Here is a 20,367-nt window from a genome sequence, read left to right as displayed (position 1 = left end):
ATCCGGTTTCCGGACATCGTTTCGCTCAACCTGACAAAAACACAAGACCATGGACAATCAATTCCTGCAGTCGAACGATGCCGCCTTTCCGCTCTGGGGCCTGGTGCACGCAGCGGCACTCGATCCTGAAACCGGCCGGCGCGACCAGACCTTCTATATCAAGATGCGCGACCAGAGCGGCATCCTCACTTTTGCCTCGGCGCTCGACGCCGAAATCTATAGCCAGCGCCTGGCCGCGGCAGGCATACACGGCTGGTGCCGCCAACGTCTCGAGCGCATCGACCTGGCCCGCGTCATGGCGCAGGTGCCGGAGCCGGAACGACGACTCATGCTGGCGCTCGGCTTCTTCGCCTCCGATACCAACGACCTGCTGCTGGACGCCGACCATGCGCTGATCACGCCCTTGCTGCCGGTGCCATTCGATTTGCAACACTCCCTGCATGGCGTTTCGCAATTGCGCATCCACGCCGAAGTGCTGGAATTCATCCACGAATGGTGGGAACGCATCGGCGGCCTCAACTATTCCGATCAGGTGCATTCGCTGGAGCACTGGTCCGACCTGGCGCTTGCCAGATGCGCATCCGAAGCGCTCGACAAGGCACGGATCATGGCGCTGGCGCAATACCACGCCGCCTGGACCGAGGCCGGCACGAACGAAGAATGCGCCGTGTTCGTCCCCGAAGCCGGCGCATGGCAATTCACGCCGTTGCAAGGCCCGCGCCAACGCACCTTGCACTGAAACGCAGGGCCTGCGCGGTGCGGCCACGATGCCGTCGCACCGCCTCCGTCAACCTGCCTTGCCCTTCCCTTGCCTCCTGACCTCCCTTGCTGACCATCGTCGGCACACCTTTCCGCACATTTCCTTCGACCTGATGTCGCCCGACTGTTGAATCAGCGCGCGGCGCGCATCCTGTGCGGCCTCGTCCCGGCGGTTGCCGGCATGCGACGATATGCCCCTCTTCCGCGCGACCATAGCCTCAGCATCGCCCTTGTCACAATTGCGCGGCTGTTGATGTGCACCTGCACACATCCGCAATAGATATCCGCAGAAGAGCGAATTTAGCCAAATCTTGCCGACGACAATCGACACATCAATCGTGCGCAAAAGATCGACAATACGCATTTTTTATGACAAAAATGACATTTTGATGACATAGGAACCACAAAAAATCGGTTCTTACTCACGGGTGAATTTCACCATGCATCGCAACAATCGACCGCATTCCTGCGGCGCGGTGCGCAACCCACCCAAGAGGACCATCATGCATACCCCTATTCGCGGCGACAGCACCAGCCATGCCGACAACTACGACCTGGAGGCCGCCACGCGAGGCTTGGCGCCGCAGCAAGGCCAGGATATTGAATTGACCACTCGCGGCAACGACAACACCGACGACGCGCTGCCATCAGCATTCGGACAAGGCAAGCGACGCCCGCCGTCGCTGCAAAATGAACTCCCGGAAAGCAAATCGGGCGGATTCGAGGTCGCCCAGGCGGTCGCCGGCGTTGCCCCGCGCCCTGACGCCGAAGTGTTCGAAACGGCACAATCCGGCCTGATCCCTTCGGCGCTGACGACGACCGACAAGACCTCCGGCGCCAAAGCGCTGGAAAAACTGCACGGCGACATGCGCGCCGTCGGTTGCACCTTGCAAGAGTTGCACGCCGCGGTACAGGCGCTGGGCGGCAAATACGAACCGTCAAAATCCGCCGGCCTGCATCTGGCATCGCTGAACGACCACGTCGGCGTAGTCAACATCCCGTTCAATACGCGCGGCACGCAGATTGCAGAGAATCTGGCGGTGATCAAGGATACGGTGCCGCCGGGACCGGGCGAAGCCGCCCCTCAGGAACGCTATTTCATCAAGGGCTTCGGTAACCGCCTGATCGGCATCGACGATCTCCAGGCGTTCGAGGCAAAGCGACCGCAATACGACGTCCTGGTCAAAAAACAAGGCATGGAGACCAGCTTCCTGGCCTATCTCAAGGAGTGCTCGGCGGCGTCGTCGCTGTTTGCACGGCGCAGCCACGACGAATCGTCGCATCCGGTCATGCCGGTGCCGCCCAATGCAATGCCGATGCCATTGCGACGCACCTGGGCCAATGGCGAGAATTACATGGCCGCCGGCTTCGGCGGCCATCCGACGCTCCCCGGACAAGCGGCCCCCAGCGACTTCTTCCTCGGCTATGCCGACTACAACGCCATCGAAAACCGCCTGATGATTTTCCTGACCGATCCCGACCACCACGTCACTGCACGTCCGATGCAGCCACGCCATGGCAAGGAGATCCCGGCCGCATTGAACATCGAAGGCGGCGTGCTCGCCGAAATCCAGGGCATCAGTACGGTAGAAGTCATAGAACCGGTCGGCACGCCCGGCGTCAAACTGTCCGCACTGCGCGCGCTGCTGCAAAATCCCGCCGCGAACATGAAGCTGCACATCGCTACAGAAGACGGCGCCATCCATGAACTCGAATACAGCGCGCGCGGCCTGCGCATGCAATTGCTGCAACCGAAGGCCTCCGGTGTCGGCGTCATGCGGCCGATCGCCACCGCCGACGTCGCCCTGTACGGCTATCAAGGTCGCAATACCGGACTCTATGGCAGCCTGTCAGGCTACGCCAACCCCGAACTGATCCTGTCGACCGGCGAACACCTGCTGGCCGGGCCGCTGCTGATCAATCGTTCCGGCCTGGAGGGCAAGGCCCGCGCCCTGGGCAACCTGGCCGGCAACCTGGTGACCCTGAGCGCCACCTTCGGCATGACTTCGGCGCGCCTGACCGGCGCCGTCAATACCACCTTGCGCGCGGCGTCGGTGGCGGCCGTGGTGTACGGCATGAACGCCATGGTCAACGCCGCCCGCAACAAGGACACCCATACGCTGCTGGGCGGCGCCCACGCATTCAGTTCGACCGGCTACGGCACCGTCACCAGCAGTCACCTGGCCGGCGTGGTGGCGCTGACGGTGGTGGCCCAGGACGTCCTGACGCGGGTATTCGACTTCGCCCACAAGAACCTGCTGAAGGACGCCTACAAGAGCCGCGAAACCATCGGCGGACAGATATTCAATGAAGCGGTGCTGCCGCTGGGCAGCGAATTCCTGCGCCTGGTGCTCAACTACGGTATCCAGAGCGGACTCAAACTGCCGCGCGGCAACGCCATCGACGTCGCCACGCTGGCCGGCGTCGCCGCCCTGCATACCGCCGTCGGCTTTGCCCGTGGCCGCTCGGGAGAAAGCGCCAGCCATCCTGTCGCCGATGTGGTCTACAACACCATCGACTTCTTTGTATGCGACCTGCTGTTCCGGGCGCTGGGCGCTACTGCCGGCAGCAAGCAACTCAAGGGCGAGTACAGCGGTCTGGATTATGCCGAGGCCTTGCTTACCCGCATGGCCACGCGCGGCGTCGACAAATGGGTGGCGCCGATCCTGGCAACCGCCCTGAGCGCGGCCGGCCTGCTCGGCCCCAACGCGCGCGCCTACGACGACCAGGTGACCCAGGAGGATCGCTACAACGGCCTGGTCTCCTATTTGCGCGCATTCAGCGCGACCGTCAGCAAAGTCGGCACCAAAGTGGCCGACAAAGTGGAAAGCGTGGTCAAGGAAGACATCGAGGCGCTGGCGCGCACCGTCCACCTGGCGGCAGTCATGGTCGAACACACCAACAAGTCGATCAACCGCATGGGTATGGACATTCGCGATCCCAACCCGCTGGAATTGCTGGCGGTGCAAGAAGCCTCCAGTTTCCACCAGATGACCGAAGACGAGCAGGTCGCTTACTTGAACGGACTGACCACCCGCTTCGAAGGCATGACGCAAGCCTCGCTGGCATTGCAGGAGCAGCGCGAAAATCCGGTGGCGCCGGTAGAGCCATCGCCTGAAGTGGAAGCGCCGCCAACCCCGCAGGTCGACACCACGCTGGCCGTGTCCAACAACCGCTCGCAGTTGCCGCCCGAGATGGAACGCGTCATGGCGTCGCTGATGGACAGCTTCGAAGACGTTTACGCTGCAGGCAGCGACAACAACTATCCGACCAAAGTGCCGCCGGACTTCCTCAGCACCTCGCTGCCGCACTTTGCCCAGGCCTCGGCCACGCTGGGCATCAAGACCGATCGCCTGCGCCGCATGATCACCACCTTCAGCGATATTCCAGCCGAACACATTGCGCGCATCCATCACGCCATGGACGCCGTCAAGGGCATGCCCGAGGATCCGAGCGACAGCAACGCCGCCTACACGGCGCTGACACGCCCGATCCTGCGCGGCATCCGCAACGCCGTGGTGAAATACACGGAAGAATCGGGGCCGTTCCACTATCTGCTGCGCTGGCCGTCGACCGGCCAGGATCATTACGTCGACATTGTTCCCGGCGTGCCGATGCGCGTGGTCATGATGAACAAGCGCGGCAACACCCAGGGCGACCCCGACATGCAGATTTCCGGGCTTGATCCGCTGCTGATCAACCTCGGCGCACTCCACGCCAAGACCTTCCCGGCCATCGTGCAGCGCGCGGTGGTATCGGACGCGCGCTACCTCCCCTTGCCGGAAGACCAGCGCCGCATCGGCGTCATCACCGAAGGCGAGCGGGTGTCGCTGACCGAAATCCTCTCCACCACCAGCGCCGAACAGCTGGCGGCGGCGTTCCTTGCCGCACTCGGTTACGGCGCCGCCGCCAACGACCGCAGCCTGCGCATCGTGATTCATCAGAATTCCGCCGTCAACATCGCCAAGTACACGGAACTGATGCAGGCCGAGACCATCTCCCTGCCCGGCGGCGTATTTGTCGTCACCCGCATCGACGCAGATCCGCCGGTGCCCGCCTCGGCAACGACGGGTGCCGCCACCTCCACCGACAATCTTGGCCAGGTGGTCTACATGGCGCGCATCAATACCTACGATCTGGAAACAAAATATCGCGATTTTCAGAAAGCCAAGGAATCCAGCGAGCGCACCGGCAAGCCTCTGGTCACGACGATGCAGGAAGGCGACCTCGGCATCGATCCGGTCAGCGGCCATTTCTTCAAATACGATGCAGCCAGCCAGAGCATGCAATTCGTGATCGCCAGCAAGAGTTATTTCCTCGGCACCGAGCTGGAAACCGACGAGAACCAGCCGGCACGCTGGCGCTATCCATACACTTCGCCCACCAGCCCGGGCGAAGTGCGTCGCAGCATCCGCGCGGCGATCCTGATGGACGATCCGATGACGCCTTACCTGAACGATGCGATACGCAACACCCACCATGAAGTGGATCGCCGCAACGGCGGCTATTACGCGGAGGACAACGTCTATCGACTCGAAGACGAAGCCCGCCTGGCCGCCATCGGCACTGCGGCTGAACCGGCCATCAGGGAACTCAACCGGCTGTCGATGCAGGAAGAGTTCCCGGCCGTCGCACTCGCCAAGGGCCAGCCTTTCCCCGGCGAACTGCTGGCGCGCCTGGCGTCAACGGCGCTGATGAAGCCGCTGTTGATGCTGCAAGTGGACGCGGATGGCAAAGTGCAGACCGAAAAAATCCGCAGCACCGATGCACATGGCAACACGGTGGAAAAGGATGAGCCGGTCAAGCTGGCGCATTTTGTGAAGACGCACGATCATTTCGACATGACCTGGGAGCCGTCCGGTCCGTCAATGATCGGCGTGGGACCCGGGGGCTTCTACATGATGGGCTATCACGAAGGCGAACTGGTCGCCGCACCGGTGCAGATCAACGGCAACGGCCTGAGCGCCGGCAACCTGTTGCACGCGATTGCGGCCAGCAGCTATCCGAACCCGAATCGCGAACGCTACGTGCTGAAGAACGGCGCCGTCAAGAGCGCCACGGCGCCGCAACACTCGCGCATGCCGGGCAGCTTCGGCACCGACGAGGTCAACCGGTCGATCACGCAACTGCTGGGCAAACTGAAGCGCTTTGCCGCCAGCGACTACACCGACATCCAGAAATGGGTCGGCGACACCTATCGCGACCTGGCCGACCGCGGCGCGCAATTCTCGGCGCCGGCAACAACGGCAGCGATGGCGACCACCACCGTCCCTGCAGAAAGCTGATCTGCAGCGCACCGGCTTGCGGCATCCGCGCCGCAAGCCGGCCATCCGGCGGCGTCATGTTCAGGCGCCGCCCCGGATGATGCCAACGCCACCCTGGATCTCGATGCGGGTGCCGAACGGTTGCGACAGTTTCTGCAAGCGTTCCAGGATGCGTTGCGCGACCGCCGGCGGTGCGGTGCGCGGAATGCCGCGATCCGCATCACGCGCACCATTCCAGTTCAACTCAATCGGGTGCAGGCGCACTTCCTGCAACCGTCCCTGTTCGTCATAGCGGCTGACAGCGATCACACTTTCAAACCACAACGAATCCTTGAACACACCTTCAATCCGCAACGTTTCGGTGAACTCGGCATCGGTCATGCTGCCCGGCTCGACGTGCGCTGCTTCGTACTCGTCGCGCGTGATCGGCTGCCAGGTGTTGTCCATGAAAAAGAAATTTCCCAAGGAATAAAAAATCGGCTTGCCCTTGTAGATCTCGATGCCGCGCAACTGGTGCGGACCATGCCCGATGAAGGCATCGGCGCCGTTGTCGATGGTCTCGTGCGCGAACTGCACCATGAAATCCGGCGGCACCGCGCTGTAATTGCCCGGCTCATGCGTATGCATGGTGGCAATTGCAAAGTCGGCGCTTTGCTTGCCCTGGCGAACATTGCGAATAAGCTCCTTGCGATCGCGCTCATCCATGGTAAACGAAAACTCCATGCCGTCGCCGACCTGGGTGCTGGCGCGATATTTGGTGCCGAACAAGGTCACGGTATGGGTGCGCGCATCCGCTGCAAAAACGGTGTCGCGTACCGAGCCGGGCGGCTGGGCGTCGCGGATCGCCGCCAACTGCGCCAGCCGCTGCGGCGACACCAGAACATAGCGGGTAGTGCGCAAGGCGCTCACGCCGGGACGTCCGGGAATCTGCCCGAGCGGATCGATGGCGCGCGCATTGGCTTCGAAACGCGACGCCGTCGCTACCAGAGAAACACGCCCGGCCGGGATCGACATGATCTGCGGCGCACGCGCCTGCGCCAGCGTCTGCCCGGTGCCGGCGTGGACAATACCTGCTTCATCCAGCAACTTGTCGGTGGAACGCATGCCGGCCACGCCCCAGTCGGTAGTGTGGTTGTTGGCACGTCCCACCATGTTGAAGCCCATCGCCCTGAGGTCGGCCGGGACATAGGGCGAACTCAGCAGCCAGCCGCCACCGGACAAGGCTTCCGGATAACCGCCGAACTTGCGCAGGTCGGCGGCGGTGCCCTCGAAATTGCCGAAACTCACGTCCGCACTCTGCAACAGCTTCAGCAGTTCGGGCGAGGTGCGCTTCATGCGCGACGAAATGGCCTCGGTGATGATCAGGTCGCCGACCGCCGCCAACGTGAAATTCTTCGGCACGTTGGCCTGGGTCCAGGACGGCGACAACGGGTTCTTGTGTGTTTCGCCGCCATCGGCAGCCATTGCCGCAGACCAGGTCGACAGACCCAACAGGCCGACCAGCGCCAGGCGCGCGGCCCGGCTGAAAATACGATAGGAATGGTGCATGTTGTTGCCCTTGATGACACAGCACAGATAAAAAAGCCGATCCCGCAGGATCGGCAAAAGGATGTCAGGAGATGACCAAGAAACAGGTGAAACTCAGAACGTGTGACGAATGCCGGCGGCTACGATGGAAGAGCGGCTGTCGGCGCCCGGCGCACCGCTGATGCCTGGGTTGTACATGTTCGAAGCGCTCAACGTACCGATGGTGCTGTACAAGGTGGTGCGCTTGGACATGAAGTACTGGATGCCGGCGATGAACTCGGTCAGCTTGCCCTTTTGCGACGCGCCGACGAAGTTGTAGCGCGATTGCAGTACGCTGCCGGTCAGCAGGATCTGCGGCGTCAAGGTGAAGTCGACGCCGACGTCGATGATCTTGGCCTGGTCGTTGTTCACGCCGCCTGCCGTAAATGCACTGGTGCCGGTGGTCGCGGTGAACGTGGTGTTGAAGTTCGGTGCCGTACCCGACGATGTCTTCAGCAATGGCTGGTCAACCTTGGAGAAGGTGCCGCGGAAAGTCACACTGCCCAGCTTGTAGGCCGAACCCAGGATCCACATCTTCATGCAAGTGTCGCCGCCGTTGCCTGCCGTCACCGCACAACCGGCGCCGCTTGTAGCGCCCTGGTCGCTCGACGGAACCGTCGCCGTGCCCAGCCTGGAACGCCAGTAGCCGAGACCGATGCTGAAAGGGCCGACATCATAGTTGGCGCCCAGCCCCAGCGACTGGCCGGTGTTTATCGAACCTGCAGCTTCGCCGAAGCCATAGCTGATGTTGGCGCGGAAGCCCGAGAAAGTGGGCGTGCTGTAGTAAATCATGTTGTTGGCGCGGTTGCCGCCGATACGGTCCAGGTTGTTGGCGTGGACCGCAGTGATCAGGCCGCTGAAGGGCGTGATGCTGGAATATTGCGCCGCGATTTCATCGGTAAAGTCCTTGCGACGGCCGAGATGCAATACACCGAAACTGTTGCCGCTCAGACCGACCACCGAACGACGGCCGAACAGCGCACCGCTTTGCAGTATCGCGCCGTTATCCACCGAGAAGCCGTTCTCCAGGCCGAATTCGGCATACAGACCTCCACCCAGGTCTTCCTTGCCGCGAAAGCCGATACGCGACGATTGCAACAAACCGTTGTCCAGCGCGAACTTACTGCCGGTGTTGCGGAGAGTACCGGTCGCCACCTTGCTCGTGTAGATCAAGCCTGCGTCGACGATACCGTAAATCTGCACGCTGCTGTCCTGCGCCTGCGCCCCACCTGCAATTGCGGACAATGCCGCAAACGCCATAACGCCCTTTTTCATACTCGCTCCCATGTAAAAATTTATTCTGAAAAGGCTACTTGATGACATGCCATACGTCTCATCAAATGATACGAATGATCAACAGTCAATACAATATTAATTGCCGAAATTACCATCGTCAACAAGGTTTCGACAAACAATCCAGTGTTTTATTTGCCGATACATGAAAGCACCAATTTATTGCGCAAAGCACCAAATAAAATCAGCAATTCCGCAAACACAAAACCCCCGCAAAGCCGCTAAGAACAAGGGGGTTCCATTGGACGCCAAAAATAATCTCACCATATCCGACGCATATCGCTGCACTGCGCATTAAATTGGTGAGCAAAAAAAAATTTTAAATATTTTGTTTTTTTCCGACACCCGCCTCGATTGCAAGTGCTCTGCACGGTCCGATCGGCGCCGGAACACGCCCCAACCAGCCTGGTCGGCAAGTGTAGCGGCGGCAATCAACGAACCGGCCGGCAAATAAAAAAGGCGCAGCAGGACAAGTCCTTGCGCCTTATTGCAACGAAGAGTTGCTCTCCGCCACGCGTACCGGAAGCCGCGGCATGGCGGCATCGGTACGGCAATCAATGGTCACTTCTTGCGGATGTCGGTCGCCATGGTGAAACCGTCCGCACGCGGCACGATCGACAGGTCTTTCTTCATGGCCCAGGCAACGTTCAAATGCAGGAGCGGAATGATTGCGCCATCTTGCAGCGCGATCTGTGCAGCTTTCTTCTGCAATTCTTCGCGCGCTTTTTCGTCGGTGGTGGAGACCGCCTTGTCAATCAGGGCGTCGACATCCTTGTTGGCATAGCGGCCGTAGTTGTTGGCGCCGATACCGGAAGCCTTGTTGCCGGAGTGAATGATCGATGTCAGCAACGTGCCGGAATCCCCGGTCACCGCGCCGGTGCCCAGCAGGAACGCGCTGAACTCGGGCTCGCCGTTGGCGCCGCCGCCAAACACGCGGGTCTGGTAAACCGAGAACGGCATGGTCGCCACGTCCGTCTTGATGCCGATCTGGTTGAACACCTGGGCGATTGCCTCGCACAGTTTGGCGTCATTGATATACCGGTTGTTGGTGCAATGCATGGTCAGCTGGAAGCCGTTCGGATAGCCGCCTTCCGCCAGCAACGCCTTGGCCTTGGCCAGGTCGTAGGCCGGCAGCTTGAAGCCGGCATCATGACCGAAAAAGCCCTTCGGCACCAACTGATCCGAGGCGGTGGCGTCGCCCTTCATCAGGAACTTGATGATGCCGTCGCGATTGATCGCCGTCATCAGCGCCTGGCGCACCTTCAGGTTTTTAAACGGATTTTTTTGCAGCGGCGCGCCATCGACACCCTTGATGTACGGCGAGTTGTCGCGGTATTCATCCAATGCCAGGTAGTTCAGCATGTATGACGTCACCGAGGTCAGCTTGTAATCCTTGAAGGACGATTCCATGTTGGCGGTCACATCGTTGATGATGTCGACCGAACCGGACAACAGCGCCGCTGCACGTGCAGGTTCGCGCGGAATGAACTGGATGGTCACAGTGTCCCATGGCTCCTTGTCGCCCCAGTAATCGGGATTCTTGGCGAGCACGATTTTCTGGCCGTGCGCCCAGCTGACGAATTTGTAGGGGCCGGTGCCGATGGCCGATTTGCCGGTGGCGAAGCTGTCTTCCGGGATGTTTTCACCCAGCGATTTCGGAATGATCGCCACCAGGCCGATGTTTTCCGGCAATGTCGGGCTCACGACCTTGGTCTTGACCTGGATCGTCAGCGGTCCCGACACGCTGACGCTATCGACATCCTTCAGGTAGGAGCGATAGGTACGCGGCCCGGTCTGGTGCATGGCGCGATCGATGGCATATTTGACATCGTCGGCGGTCATGACGGCACCATTCTGGAACTTGACGTTGGGACGCAGCTTGAACTCCCACAAGGTCGGATTGACCAGCCGCCACGACAGCGCCAGGCCCGGCTTCGGCCGCAGCTGTGCATCCTTGGCCACCAGCGATTCATAGACATGGTTCCAGATATTGCGATTGGCGCCGTTGAGCACATGCGGATCCGCCGAGGTCACCTCGGACTTGTAGCCGATTTTGAGCTCGGCAGCACCGGCAGTCACCGTTGCAAGACAACTTGCCGCCAGTGCGCCCGCCAGCACTTTTTTCACCACATTCCACATACAACCCCCCTCTTGAAATACGACATTAATACAAACGGCTCCGGCCCGACAGGCATCATGCGTCGATGGCGACATGCATGCCTTATTCGTCCCGGTACCCCAAAATATCCGATAGCTTCCTGGCAGCGCCGACCACCAGGTCAATGGTACCTTGCATATCCTCCCTGGCAAGACGGCTCGCCGGCCCTGCCACGCTAATGGCGGCGACCACCTCGGCATTGGCGTCGCGTATCGGCGCGGCAATCGATACCGCATCCGCCACCAGTTCGCCATGCGAGACGCCATAGCCGGCCTGGGCAATCTTGTGCATAGCCTGCTTCAGATTGCTGCGCCCCACCAGCGTGGCCTTGGTATAACTGATCCGCTCCATCGAAAATACCGAATCCTTGATATCCTGCGGCGCATGCGACAACAGCACCTTGCCTGATGCGCCCACGTACAGCGGCCGGCGCGCGCCCCATCCTTTGGCCAGCATCTGCAACCTGTGCGACGCTTCCCAACGGGCCACGCAAATCGACTCGGTGCCGTCGCGGATCCGCAGCTGCACGGTCTCGTCGCACGCGGCGCCCAGTTCGCGCATGCAGGACCGAGCCGCCCGCGCCAGCGCAATCTGTCCTTCGGCCGCCAGCCCCAGGTACAAGACCTTGAGGCCCAATGTATAAATCGGCGCCTGCCCCGACCTGAATACCAAGCCGTTCTTTTCCAGTGTCCTCAGCATGCGAAACGTGCGCGCCTTGGTATTGCCGGAACGCACCGACAGCTCCGTCACTCCCAGACCTGGGTTGCGGGCGATCAACGAAAGCACTTCGATTGCTTCTTCGACAGCATCGATAATGTAGTCAGCCATCCATACCCGATAAGGTCATTGATCATCTCCGGAGCTTCGCGTCATCGCAGCGCTGGAGGCGACATCTGTTTTGCCATACAAAACAATGTAACACTGGTCAACATCATAAATGCGCTCAAACCGGCAAGTCAATATTGTTTCATTAAAAAATACGTTGTATCGACTAATAAACCATCGGTATAGATCAACACCAGCGTCCAATTGGTCGTTGTTGCCCTATTGACGCGGCTTGGGAGAAACAGGAAGGTAGCAACGGCGACGACAACATTGCCACGCCGACAAGCATCTTATTCGTCCTTCGCACTTGACAAAAACCGGAGACAAATCCACCATGTATCACACAACAATACTTTGTTTCAATTTTAATCAAGAATGGGTCCTGCGGCACCGGCAATAAAGACAGTCATTGCCCCCGCCATGCCGATTCGGTTGACAGACAAGTGCATGAAGAGGGAAATCGACTACCAGCGCGTGCTTGATGAAATGCTGCATGTTGCGACGCCGTTGACGCATCAGGGTGCCGTGGCCGACTACATTCCCGAGCTCGCCCGGGTTGCGTCCGGCCAGTTCGGCGTCGCGCTGTGCCTGGTCGATGGCACCACCTTCAGCGCCGGCGCCGCCGATACACGCTTTTCGATCCAGAGCGTGTCCAAGCTGTTCACCCTGAGCCTGGCCTATCGGCTGGAGGGCGATGCTTTGTGGCGTCGGGTCGGCCGCGAGCCGTCGGGCACGCCATTCAACTCGCTGGTACAACTGGAAATCGACCACGGCATCCCGCGCAATCCCTTCGTCAACGCCGGCGCCCTGGTGGTCACCGATACCTTGTGTTCGCACTATGCTCACCCCTCGCTGGCCATCCTTGACTTCCTGCGCGAGATCAGCGGCGCCGGCGACGTCAACTTCAATTCAGCGGTGGCCGAATCGGAAGCCGGCCATGGTCATCGCAATGCCGCCATGGCCCATTTCATCAAGAGCTTCGGCAACCTCGCCACCGATGTCGATGCGGTCTTGCAGACCTACTTCCAGCACTGTTCGATCGAGATGAGTTGCGTCGAACTGGCGCGCGCGGCGCTGTTCGTCGCCAATCACGGCGTCGTGCCGCACGGCGGCAAAGCCATCCTGACGCCACTGGCGACAAGGCGGCTCAACGCTATCCTGCTGACATGCGGGACCTACAATGCGGCGGGAGATTTTGCCTTCAAGGTGGGATTGCCGGCCAAAAGCGGCGTAGGGGGAGGCATTGTGGCGATCGTTCCGGGGCAGCTGGCGATCTGCGTCTGGTCGCCGACACTGGATGAATACGGCAATTCGGTGGCCGGTGTCGCCGCGCTGGAACACTTCTCCGCGCTGACCGCGCATTCGGTATTCCAGTGAAGCGCAGGCGAGTCGACCTTGCGCCGCCCCGATCCTGTTACCCGTATTGTCCGTATTATTCGGCGACGTAACCCAAGGCGGCAGAGAAACGCCGGGCGCCGCGAATGATGGCTTCGGTATGCTTTTTCATGCTGGTCTTCGTGGTGCGGCTGGCCGGTGCCGACATCGACAACGATGCCACAACCGCACCGCTGGCGTCGCGCACCGGTGCTGAAATGGCCACCATCTCGGCGGTGCGCTCCGATTCGGAGATGCTGACGCCCTCTTCGATAATCTTTTTCAGCTCTTTTTTGATTTCGCTGCGCTTGGTCAGGGTCTTGTCCGTGTATTTCTTGAGATCCCCGGCCAGCAGTTGCGCCTGTACGTCCTCGGGCGCATAGGCCAGCAGCAGTTTGCCGGACGCACCGACGCCGAGCGGCCGGCGGGTGCCCAATTGCGTGTGCACGCGCACCGCATGCGGCGCATCCCACCAGGCGATGCAGATTGTTTCCAGGCCGTCGCGGATGCGCACCAGCACGCTTTCGTTGCACTCGCTGCCCACCGACGCCAGGATTTCGTTGGCCACCTGCAGCAGGCTCAGTTGGTTTTGTGCCGCCGCACCGATGATCAGCGCCCGATAACCCAGGCTGTAGGTCGCCATCGGCATCTGGCGTCGCACCAGCCCGCTTTCTTCCAGCGTGGTCAGGAGGCGGAATGCGCGCGCCTTGGTGTTGCCCGATCCCTTCGCCAACTCGGTGACGCCCTTGCCATCTTGCTCTGCCACCAGGAACAAGAGTTCCATTGCTTTCAATACGGCATCAACTGTATATGTCATAACCTTCTTTTCGTCGAACGGGGTTCGGATTCATTGGGGGAAATTTTATTTCACTTTATGAAACGAAACAACCTCGAATTCAATCGCATAGCGCAATCAAGGCCGTCTGGCAGGGGATTCCAGGGGGAAACAGCATGCTCAGGCTTGTCTTTTCGGCATCCTTGAATTGTGCCATTCCTGGGAAAAAAGGAAGAAAGACAACGGCAATCGCACCCCATCCACCCGCCGGGAGCAAAATGCGAGCGAGAAGAACAAGACAGGCGATGCGGCAGGCTGCAGCGACCGACCGATGCCCCCTCTCCCTCAGGGCGGCAGGACTTCGAACACCAGCAGTTGCGTCACCTGCGTGGCGCTGAAATTGTTGTCGGAGACCAGCACTAGGCTATCGTGGCCGTTGGCCAGCTTCGGCCCCCAGGCAATGCCCTCCAGGTTGTCGACCTGCGCCAGCCCGCTCTGGTCCAGGTTCAGCAACAAGCGCTTGGCGGCCGGTTTGAAGCTGCTGCCGATCAGCGCATCAACGTTGCGGATATCGGTGGCGTCGCTGACATCCATTTCGTAGAGGCGGATATGAAAATGGAACACGCCCTGCTTGTCCTGCACCCCGGCGCGCTCGATGCCCAGCAGACGCTGATCATCCACCGTCAGTATCTCCGACAGGCCGTTATCGGCATAGCGGCCACCGGGCGCCACCGGAATCGGGTCGAGCCGATAGGCGTACTGCGCCAGCATCGTGCCGTCGCGTTCATATTTGGTGATCCGCGACATGGCGCCGGCCTGCACCGTCGTCACCGGCCCGTCCTGATACAGCGGCGCTTCCATGCCGAGCCACAGGTAACGTCCGTCAGGCGAAAAGCTCAGCCCCTCGAACGAGAGGTTGTCACGCGGCCCGCGTTCGCCGCGCTGGTCGATGGCGAACATCTTGCCGACTGCGAAATGCTGCAACAGCGTGCCGTCGCGCCGCGCCTGCCGGACAAACGGCGCCAGTCCCAGGCGGCGGTTGCCTTCGCTGGAGTACCAGATGCTGCCGTCACGGGGATCGACGCGAATGGCTTCAATGTCGGGCACATCGCCGCCGCGCCTGGCAAACCCGGCGACATCGGGATAGGTACTGCCGTCGGCCTGGCGGAAGAATGTCACGCCGGTCAGTTCGGCGCCGTGGAAACCGTCGAGGTCGTAGCGCAGGCGCAAGGTGTAAAAACGCGCCGGACTGACTTCGGAACGGTCGTCGCTCTCGGCCAGCCAGGTATCGGTCGCAGCATCGTAGTCGATGCCGGACAAGCCGCCGACGACCGTGTCCATGAAACGGTGGTTGAGCGGTATGCGTTGTTCACCGATGAGGCGCAGGCTGCCGATTCGATGGAGCGCAGCAGCGCCCTGCGCTTGCGCCAGGCCAGCGTCGCGCGGGACCGTTGCGGTACAACCCAACAACGCCAATGCCAGCACAACGACAGCGCACGCCAGCCAGGACTGCCCGGCACGATGCTTCATGTACATTCTCCCTTGGTCAATATCACGGCAAACCGGCAATCCGGCGATGCACCAGCGCCAGCAGATCGGCATTGTGCACGCCGGTGATGACAAGCGTGTTTGGCGCAAACGCCGCGCCGCGCCGTTCTTCAAAATACGCCAGCACGTGTCCTTCGGTCGGACCGCTGCGCCAGTCCACCGCCACCTCGCAGGGCGCACCGGAGAACAGGCCCGGCTCCAGCAAGTACGCCACCGGGCAGGCATCGTGCAACAGCGGATCCTGCGCGGCATAGGCTGCCAGCATTGCCGCGGCCGCCCTGCCGCTGCGGGAACCAAGTGCACTGAACGAGCCGATCCAGGCGTCATCCATGATCGCCTTGCCGGTCACGTCGAGCGGAAACAGGACGATCTCGGCCTGCGCGCCCAGCACGATGTGTGCAGCCTGCGGATCGGCATAGAAATTGAATTCGGCAGCCGGGGTGATATTGCCCGGCACGTGCACCGCGCCGCCCATGATCAGCAAACGCCGGGCCCGGCGCAGCACGCCGGGCGACAGCATTTCCGCCAGCGCCAGGTTGGTCAGCGGCCCCACCGCGACCAGTTCGAGCGTATCGGCGGGATGCTCCTGCAGCAGCTGCACCAGCTTCTGGGCTGCATGGCCTGGCGCCACCGCACCTGCGGCCGCCAGCACCACGCCGCCCAAGCCATCCTCGCCGTGCACCAGATTGCAGCGCGCGTCGCTGCCGCCGAACGGCCGCGACGCGCCGGCATAGACCGGCACCGCGAACTTGCCGGCCAGGTCGAGGATCTTGCGCGCGTTGGCGGCAGTCACCGGCGCCGGCCGGTTGCCGGCCACCGTGGTCACCGCCAGGATCGCCAGTTCGACGCTGCCGGCTGCCAGCAGCAAGGCCAGCGCATCGTCGATGCCGGGGTCGCAGTCAATGATGATGGAACGCATGTCGGATTCGCTTTCAGATTGTTGTTTGTTGCATGATCTGCTCCACTTGCGCGCGTGTCGGCAGTCCTGCGCGTGCACCCATTGCCGCCACCGTGCAACTGGCGGCGGCGCAGCCGAAGCGCAGCGCGGCGCGCACGTCGAGGCCGCGCAACAACGCGCTGAGGAAGGCTGCATTGAAGGTATCGCCGGCGCCGGTGGTATCCACCACTTCGGCCGGAAACGCCGGCTGGTTGGCGTATTGGACATCCGCCTGCCCCAAGGCCAGCGCCATGGCGCCGGCGCCGGCGCAGGTCACCACCACCAGCGCAGGCCCGAGTTCGAGCACGCTGCGCATGGCGGCCTCGCTCGGTGGCGCACCAACGCCGGCCGTGAATCCGGCTTCGTTGAAGAACACGATATCGGCCAGCGCGACACGCGCACGCATGGCATGCGAGTCCGGCGCCACCGCGGCCTCCAGATCGATGGCAACCAGCGCGCCGTGGCTGCGCGCCAGGGTGCTCAGTTGCACCAGCTCGTCGAGGTCATAGGGCATCGCATACGCCAGTCGCGCCGCCGACAGCGCGGCGTCGAGGCGAATGCCGGCCGCCGGTGCGGCCGGCATCGGCATGTAGATGACCGCCTTCTCGCCGTCGGGCATGATCATGGTGATCGCCGATGCCGACGCGGTCGCGCCGACCGATACCAGGCAGCTCAGGTCAACCCCGAACAGCGCCAGCGATTCACGCAGCAGCGCCGCATGCGCATCGTCGCCGACCCGGCCGAACATGCCGCTGGCCAAGCCCAGTCGCGCAGCCGCGCAGGCGGCATTGGCCGTAGTGCCGCCGCCCCAGCAACCAAGCGCACGCCCCACCACCTTGCCGCCCGGCGTCGGCATGGCGTCGATGCCGGTCACGATATCGAGCACCGGATCACCGAACGCCAGCAGATCAAACCGCCGGCCGGCAGTCTGCGCCAGCCATTGCGCCACCAGCAGCGCGGAATGGTCGCTATCGTTGTCCATCTAGGCGACCAATCCGCACAGGGCCACGTCGTTCAGGCCATCAGCCAAAGCCTCAAGGTCGAAGTCGGCAGCGTTGGCGGCGCGGAATTCACGCCACATTTCCTGCGGCAAGGCCGCCGTGCCGCACCAGGCGCCGACGATGGCGCCGGCCATGGTGGCGATGGAATCGGTGTCGTTGCCGATCGATGAACTGAGGGTAATCGTGCGCAGCGGATCGCCCTTGGCGTACATGACCACACCCAGCGCCGCCGGCACCGATTCAGCGGCCAGCACCGAGTTGCCGACCAGGCGCTCCATCCGGGTCAGGAAGGCGTAGTCGTCCTGCGCCTCCTCGGCGATACGAAACGCCATCTCCAGACGCGCCAGGTAATTCGGGCCGGCGACGCTGCGCGCATGCTCGCGCGCCAGGCGTTCGCCGATCTGGCCGCCGCGCACGGCGGCGGCCAGTACTTCCGGCCAATCCCTTGCCACCAGTGCCTGCGCGGTCGCCGCCGCCACCGAACACGCCGCAGAGATCGCCACATCCGTATCATGCGACGGCAGGCATGTCACCAGCGCCTGCTGGCAAGCCTCCTCCAGCCGGCCGGGGAAGATCAGGCCGGCCGGCGCCACGCGCATGGCGGCGCCGTTGGTGATGCCGATGGTCGTCATCTTGCGGCGCGAACTGCCGATGATGCCGACATCGCCGGTGTCGCTGCCTTCTTGCAGGGCCTTTACCATCAAGGCCGTGCTCGGCCCCATGAAGCCGGCCTTGGGACTGTGTTCGGCCCAGTCCAACAGGCACGCCACCCAACTGTCGTAGTTCAGCTTGCCGCGCGCGGCAATCAGCGCGCGCGCCAGGTAATACATCTGGCTGGCGTCGTCGGTGACCTCGGCGCACTTGCCGGCGTTGGCGCCGGCGAAGGTATCGGCCGGCGGCGTGCCGAATGCGCTGACCAGCCCGCCATGCCGGCGGGCGATTTCTTCGATGCTCCACTGTTCCGTCTGCGCCCCCAGTGCATCTCCCATTCCTGCCAATGACAAGGAAGCAAGGATGCCGTCCCGGATGTTGTTTTCGACCACTCGGATCTCCTGTTCAATAAAGTTATAACCGTACCTTGTGCGCACGTCGACGCGCGCCCGCTGCCACCAGCGCCAACAGCGTCACCAGCGGCGGCACCATGTAGACCAGTTGCGTCGGAATCTGCTGCGCCCCCAACTGCGTCGCCAGCACCGTCGATGCGCCAAACAGCATGGCGGCGCAAAACGTCCCCGCGACGCTGCGCGCCCCCAGGAAAATCGCCGCCAGCGCGAGAAAGCCGCGCCCGGCCGTCATGTCGGCCTGAAACAGGCTGAGATAGCCCATGCTCAGGTAGATCCCGCCCAATCCGGCCAGCACGCCGCTCAGCAGCAATGCCGCGTACTGCACCTGCCGGACCGGAATGCCGGCGTTGAATGCAGCTTCGCGGTTCTCGCCAACGGCGCGCAGCCAGGTGCCGTAACGTGTGTACTTCAGGAACAACGCCAACAGCGGCGCCGCCAGCAACGCGACATAGAGCAACACGTGATGGCCGCGGCCGTCCGCGCCATTGAGCAGCACGTTGAGCCAGGGCCGGTCGGCCGTCACCGGCCAGTGCAGCGACGGCAGCACCGGGCTGTTGAGCGCAGCGGTGGAACCTTTGTCGCCCACCAGCGACGCCAGCAGGAACACCGTCAGCCCGGCCGCCAGGATATTGACGGCAATGCCGGCGACAATCAGGTCCGCGCCCCACTCCAGATGGCATACCGCCAGCACGCCGGTCAGCGCCAGCGCCGCCAGCACGCCGGCCAGGCAACCGAGCCATGGATACCAGGCCGGCGCCAGTTGCGGAAACCACATCCCGGCATGCGCAGACACGATCACGCCAAAAAATGCCGCCACCAGCATCAGTCCCTCCAGCGCCACGTTGACGCTACCCGCCAGGTCCGACACCAACCCGCCCAGCGCCGCCAGCAGGATCGGCGTTGCCGCGCGCAGCAAGGCCGCCAGCAAACCCGCCAGCAACAGGCTCCAGCTCAGCAGTTCCGGCGTCATGGCGAACCTCGCCGGAGAAGGACCAGGCTGCGCCAGGCATCGGCTAGACGCGGCAGCAAGCGCTCCGACACCACCAGCAGGATCATCAGCGCCTGGATCACCAACACCACTTCACGCGAGACGTCGGTGGTGCGTTCCATCGCCTGCGCGCCGGTGCGCAGGTAGGCATACATGAAGGCGGCAAATGGGATTGCCCGCGGTTCGTTGCGCGCCAGCAGCGCCACCACCAATCCCTCATAACCCAATCCCGGCGTCAGATCGACCGGCAAGCGCTTGAGCAAGGCATTGCTGATGTGCACCCCGGCAAACGCCGCAAAGAAACCGCCGCACGCCATCGACAACCACACCGCGCGTTCGACCGGCACTCCCGCCTGGCGCGCAAACGCCGGCGCCAGGCCGACCAGGCGGATCTCGTATCCCCAGGTGGTGCGCATCAGCAGCAGCCAGGCCAGCCCCACCACCAGTGGCGCCAGCAGCAGCATGACGGTGACGTTGGTCTTGTCCAGCAACAACGGCAAGATCAACCGATCAGGCAACAGCGGCGTCACCAGGAAACCGGCGCCGGGGTCGCGCAGGCAGCCTGACACCAGCAGCCGATAAAACTGTATCGCAATCAGGTTGAGCATCAGCGTGGTGACGATTTCGTTGGCCTGGTAGCGTGTCTTGAGCACGCCTGGCAAGGCTCCCCAGGCAAACCCGGTGGCGCAGGCGGCGACAAACACCAGCGGCAGCACCACAACAGCCGGCCCCGGCACATACAGGCTGACCGCCGCGGCCGCCAGCGCCGCCAGGAACATCTGGCCATCGGCGCCAATCCAATCAAGTTGCCGGCA

14 protein-coding genes are annotated in these 20,367 nt (G+C 62.4%); 3 read left to right on the top strand and 11 right to left on the bottom strand.

Annotation, left to right across the window (positions count from 1 at the left end; translation table 11 throughout):
• Positions 1-49: 49 nt before the first annotated feature.
• Positions 50-739 (top strand): hypothetical protein, encoded by a 690-nt coding sequence (locus PMI16_RS22295; RefSeq protein ID WP_007883864.1) that lies wholly within the window; start codon positions 50-52, stop codon positions 737-739.
• A gap of 523 nt (positions 740-1,262) precedes the next feature.
• Positions 1,263-6,044, top strand: coding sequence for a hypothetical protein (locus PMI16_RS22285; RefSeq protein ID WP_007883863.1), 4,782 nt, complete (start codon positions 1,263-1,265; stop codon positions 6,042-6,044).
• Positions 6,045-6,104: 60 nt separating this feature from the next.
• On the opposite strand, the gene PMI16_RS22280 is transcribed toward PMI16_RS22285, so the two are convergent.
• The 4 genes from PMI16_RS22280 to PMI16_RS22265 form a co-directional block, all read right to left on the bottom strand.
• Complete coding sequence (locus tag PMI16_RS22280; protein ID WP_007883862.1) at positions 6,105-7,571, bottom strand: CapA family protein; 1,467 nt, start codon at positions 7,569-7,571, stop codon at positions 6,105-6,107.
• A gap of 93 nt (positions 7,572-7,664) precedes the next feature.
• On the bottom strand, positions 7,665-8,864 hold the full coding sequence (locus PMI16_RS22275; RefSeq protein ID WP_007883861.1) for a porin: 1,200 nt from the start codon (positions 8,862-8,864) through the stop codon (positions 7,665-7,667).
• Between the two features lie 579 nt (positions 8,865-9,443).
• Positions 9,444-11,021 carry an ABC transporter substrate-binding protein gene (locus tag PMI16_RS22270; protein ID WP_007883860.1) on the bottom strand — a complete coding sequence of 526 codons (1,578 nt, stop codon included), beginning with the start codon at positions 11,019-11,021 and terminating at the stop codon, positions 9,444-9,446.
• An 82-nt stretch (positions 11,022-11,103) separates the two neighbouring features.
• Complete coding sequence (locus tag PMI16_RS22265) at positions 11,104-11,868, bottom strand: IclR family transcriptional regulator (RefSeq protein ID WP_007883859.1); 765 nt, start codon at positions 11,866-11,868, stop codon at positions 11,104-11,106.
• A gap of 456 nt (positions 11,869-12,324) precedes the next feature.
• On the opposite strand from PMI16_RS22265, the gene PMI16_RS22260 reads away from it, so the two are divergent.
• Complete coding sequence (locus PMI16_RS22260; protein ID WP_034381894.1) at positions 12,325-13,242, top strand: glutaminase; 918 nt, start codon at positions 12,325-12,327, stop codon at positions 13,240-13,242.
• A 55-nt stretch (positions 13,243-13,297) separates the two neighbouring features.
• On the opposite strand, the gene PMI16_RS22255 is transcribed toward PMI16_RS22260, so the two are convergent.
• The 7 genes from PMI16_RS22255 to PMI16_RS22225 all read right to left on the bottom strand — a co-directional run.
• On the bottom strand, positions 13,298-14,056 hold the full coding sequence (locus PMI16_RS22255; RefSeq protein ID WP_034381889.1) for an IclR family transcriptional regulator: 759 nt from the start codon (positions 14,054-14,056) through the stop codon (positions 13,298-13,300).
• A gap of 303 nt (positions 14,057-14,359) precedes the next feature.
• Positions 14,360-15,544 carry an esterase-like activity of phytase family protein gene (locus tag PMI16_RS22250; protein WP_007883854.1) on the bottom strand — a complete coding sequence of 395 codons (1,185 nt, stop codon included), beginning with the start codon at positions 15,542-15,544 and terminating at the stop codon, positions 14,360-14,362.
• A gap of 22 nt (positions 15,545-15,566) precedes the next feature.
• Positions 15,567-16,481: a nucleoside hydrolase gene (locus tag PMI16_RS22245; protein ID WP_007883852.1), complete on the bottom strand. Its 915-nt coding sequence runs from the start codon at positions 16,479-16,481 to the stop codon at positions 15,567-15,569.
• 13 nt (positions 16,482-16,494) lie between these two features.
• The gene (locus PMI16_RS22240; RefSeq protein ID WP_007883848.1) at positions 16,495-17,481 is read right to left on the bottom strand and encodes a carbohydrate kinase family protein; all 987 of its coding nucleotides are present in this window, start codon (positions 17,479-17,481) and stop codon (positions 16,495-16,497) included.
• Complete coding sequence (locus tag PMI16_RS22235) at positions 17,482-18,543, bottom strand: ADP-ribosylglycohydrolase family protein (protein ID WP_007883845.1); 1,062 nt, start codon at positions 18,541-18,543, stop codon at positions 17,482-17,484.
• A gap of 22 nt (positions 18,544-18,565) precedes the next feature.
• On the bottom strand, positions 18,566-19,534 hold the full coding sequence (locus PMI16_RS22230) for an ABC transporter permease (protein WP_007883843.1): 969 nt from the start codon (positions 19,532-19,534) through the stop codon (positions 18,566-18,568).
• Positions 19,531-20,367: ABC transporter permease (locus PMI16_RS22225; protein WP_007883841.1), on the bottom strand; the 837-nt coding region annotated here is incomplete at its 5' end. The genes PMI16_RS22230 and PMI16_RS22225, both read right to left, overlap by 4 nt.

The organism is Herbaspirillum sp. CF444 (genome assembly GCF_000282135.1).
Classification (GTDB): Bacteria; Pseudomonadota; Gammaproteobacteria; order Burkholderiales; family Burkholderiaceae_D; genus Herbaspirillum.
Note: the sequence above shows the minus strand (reverse complement) of the source record. Positions and strands in the feature narration are given on the sequence as shown.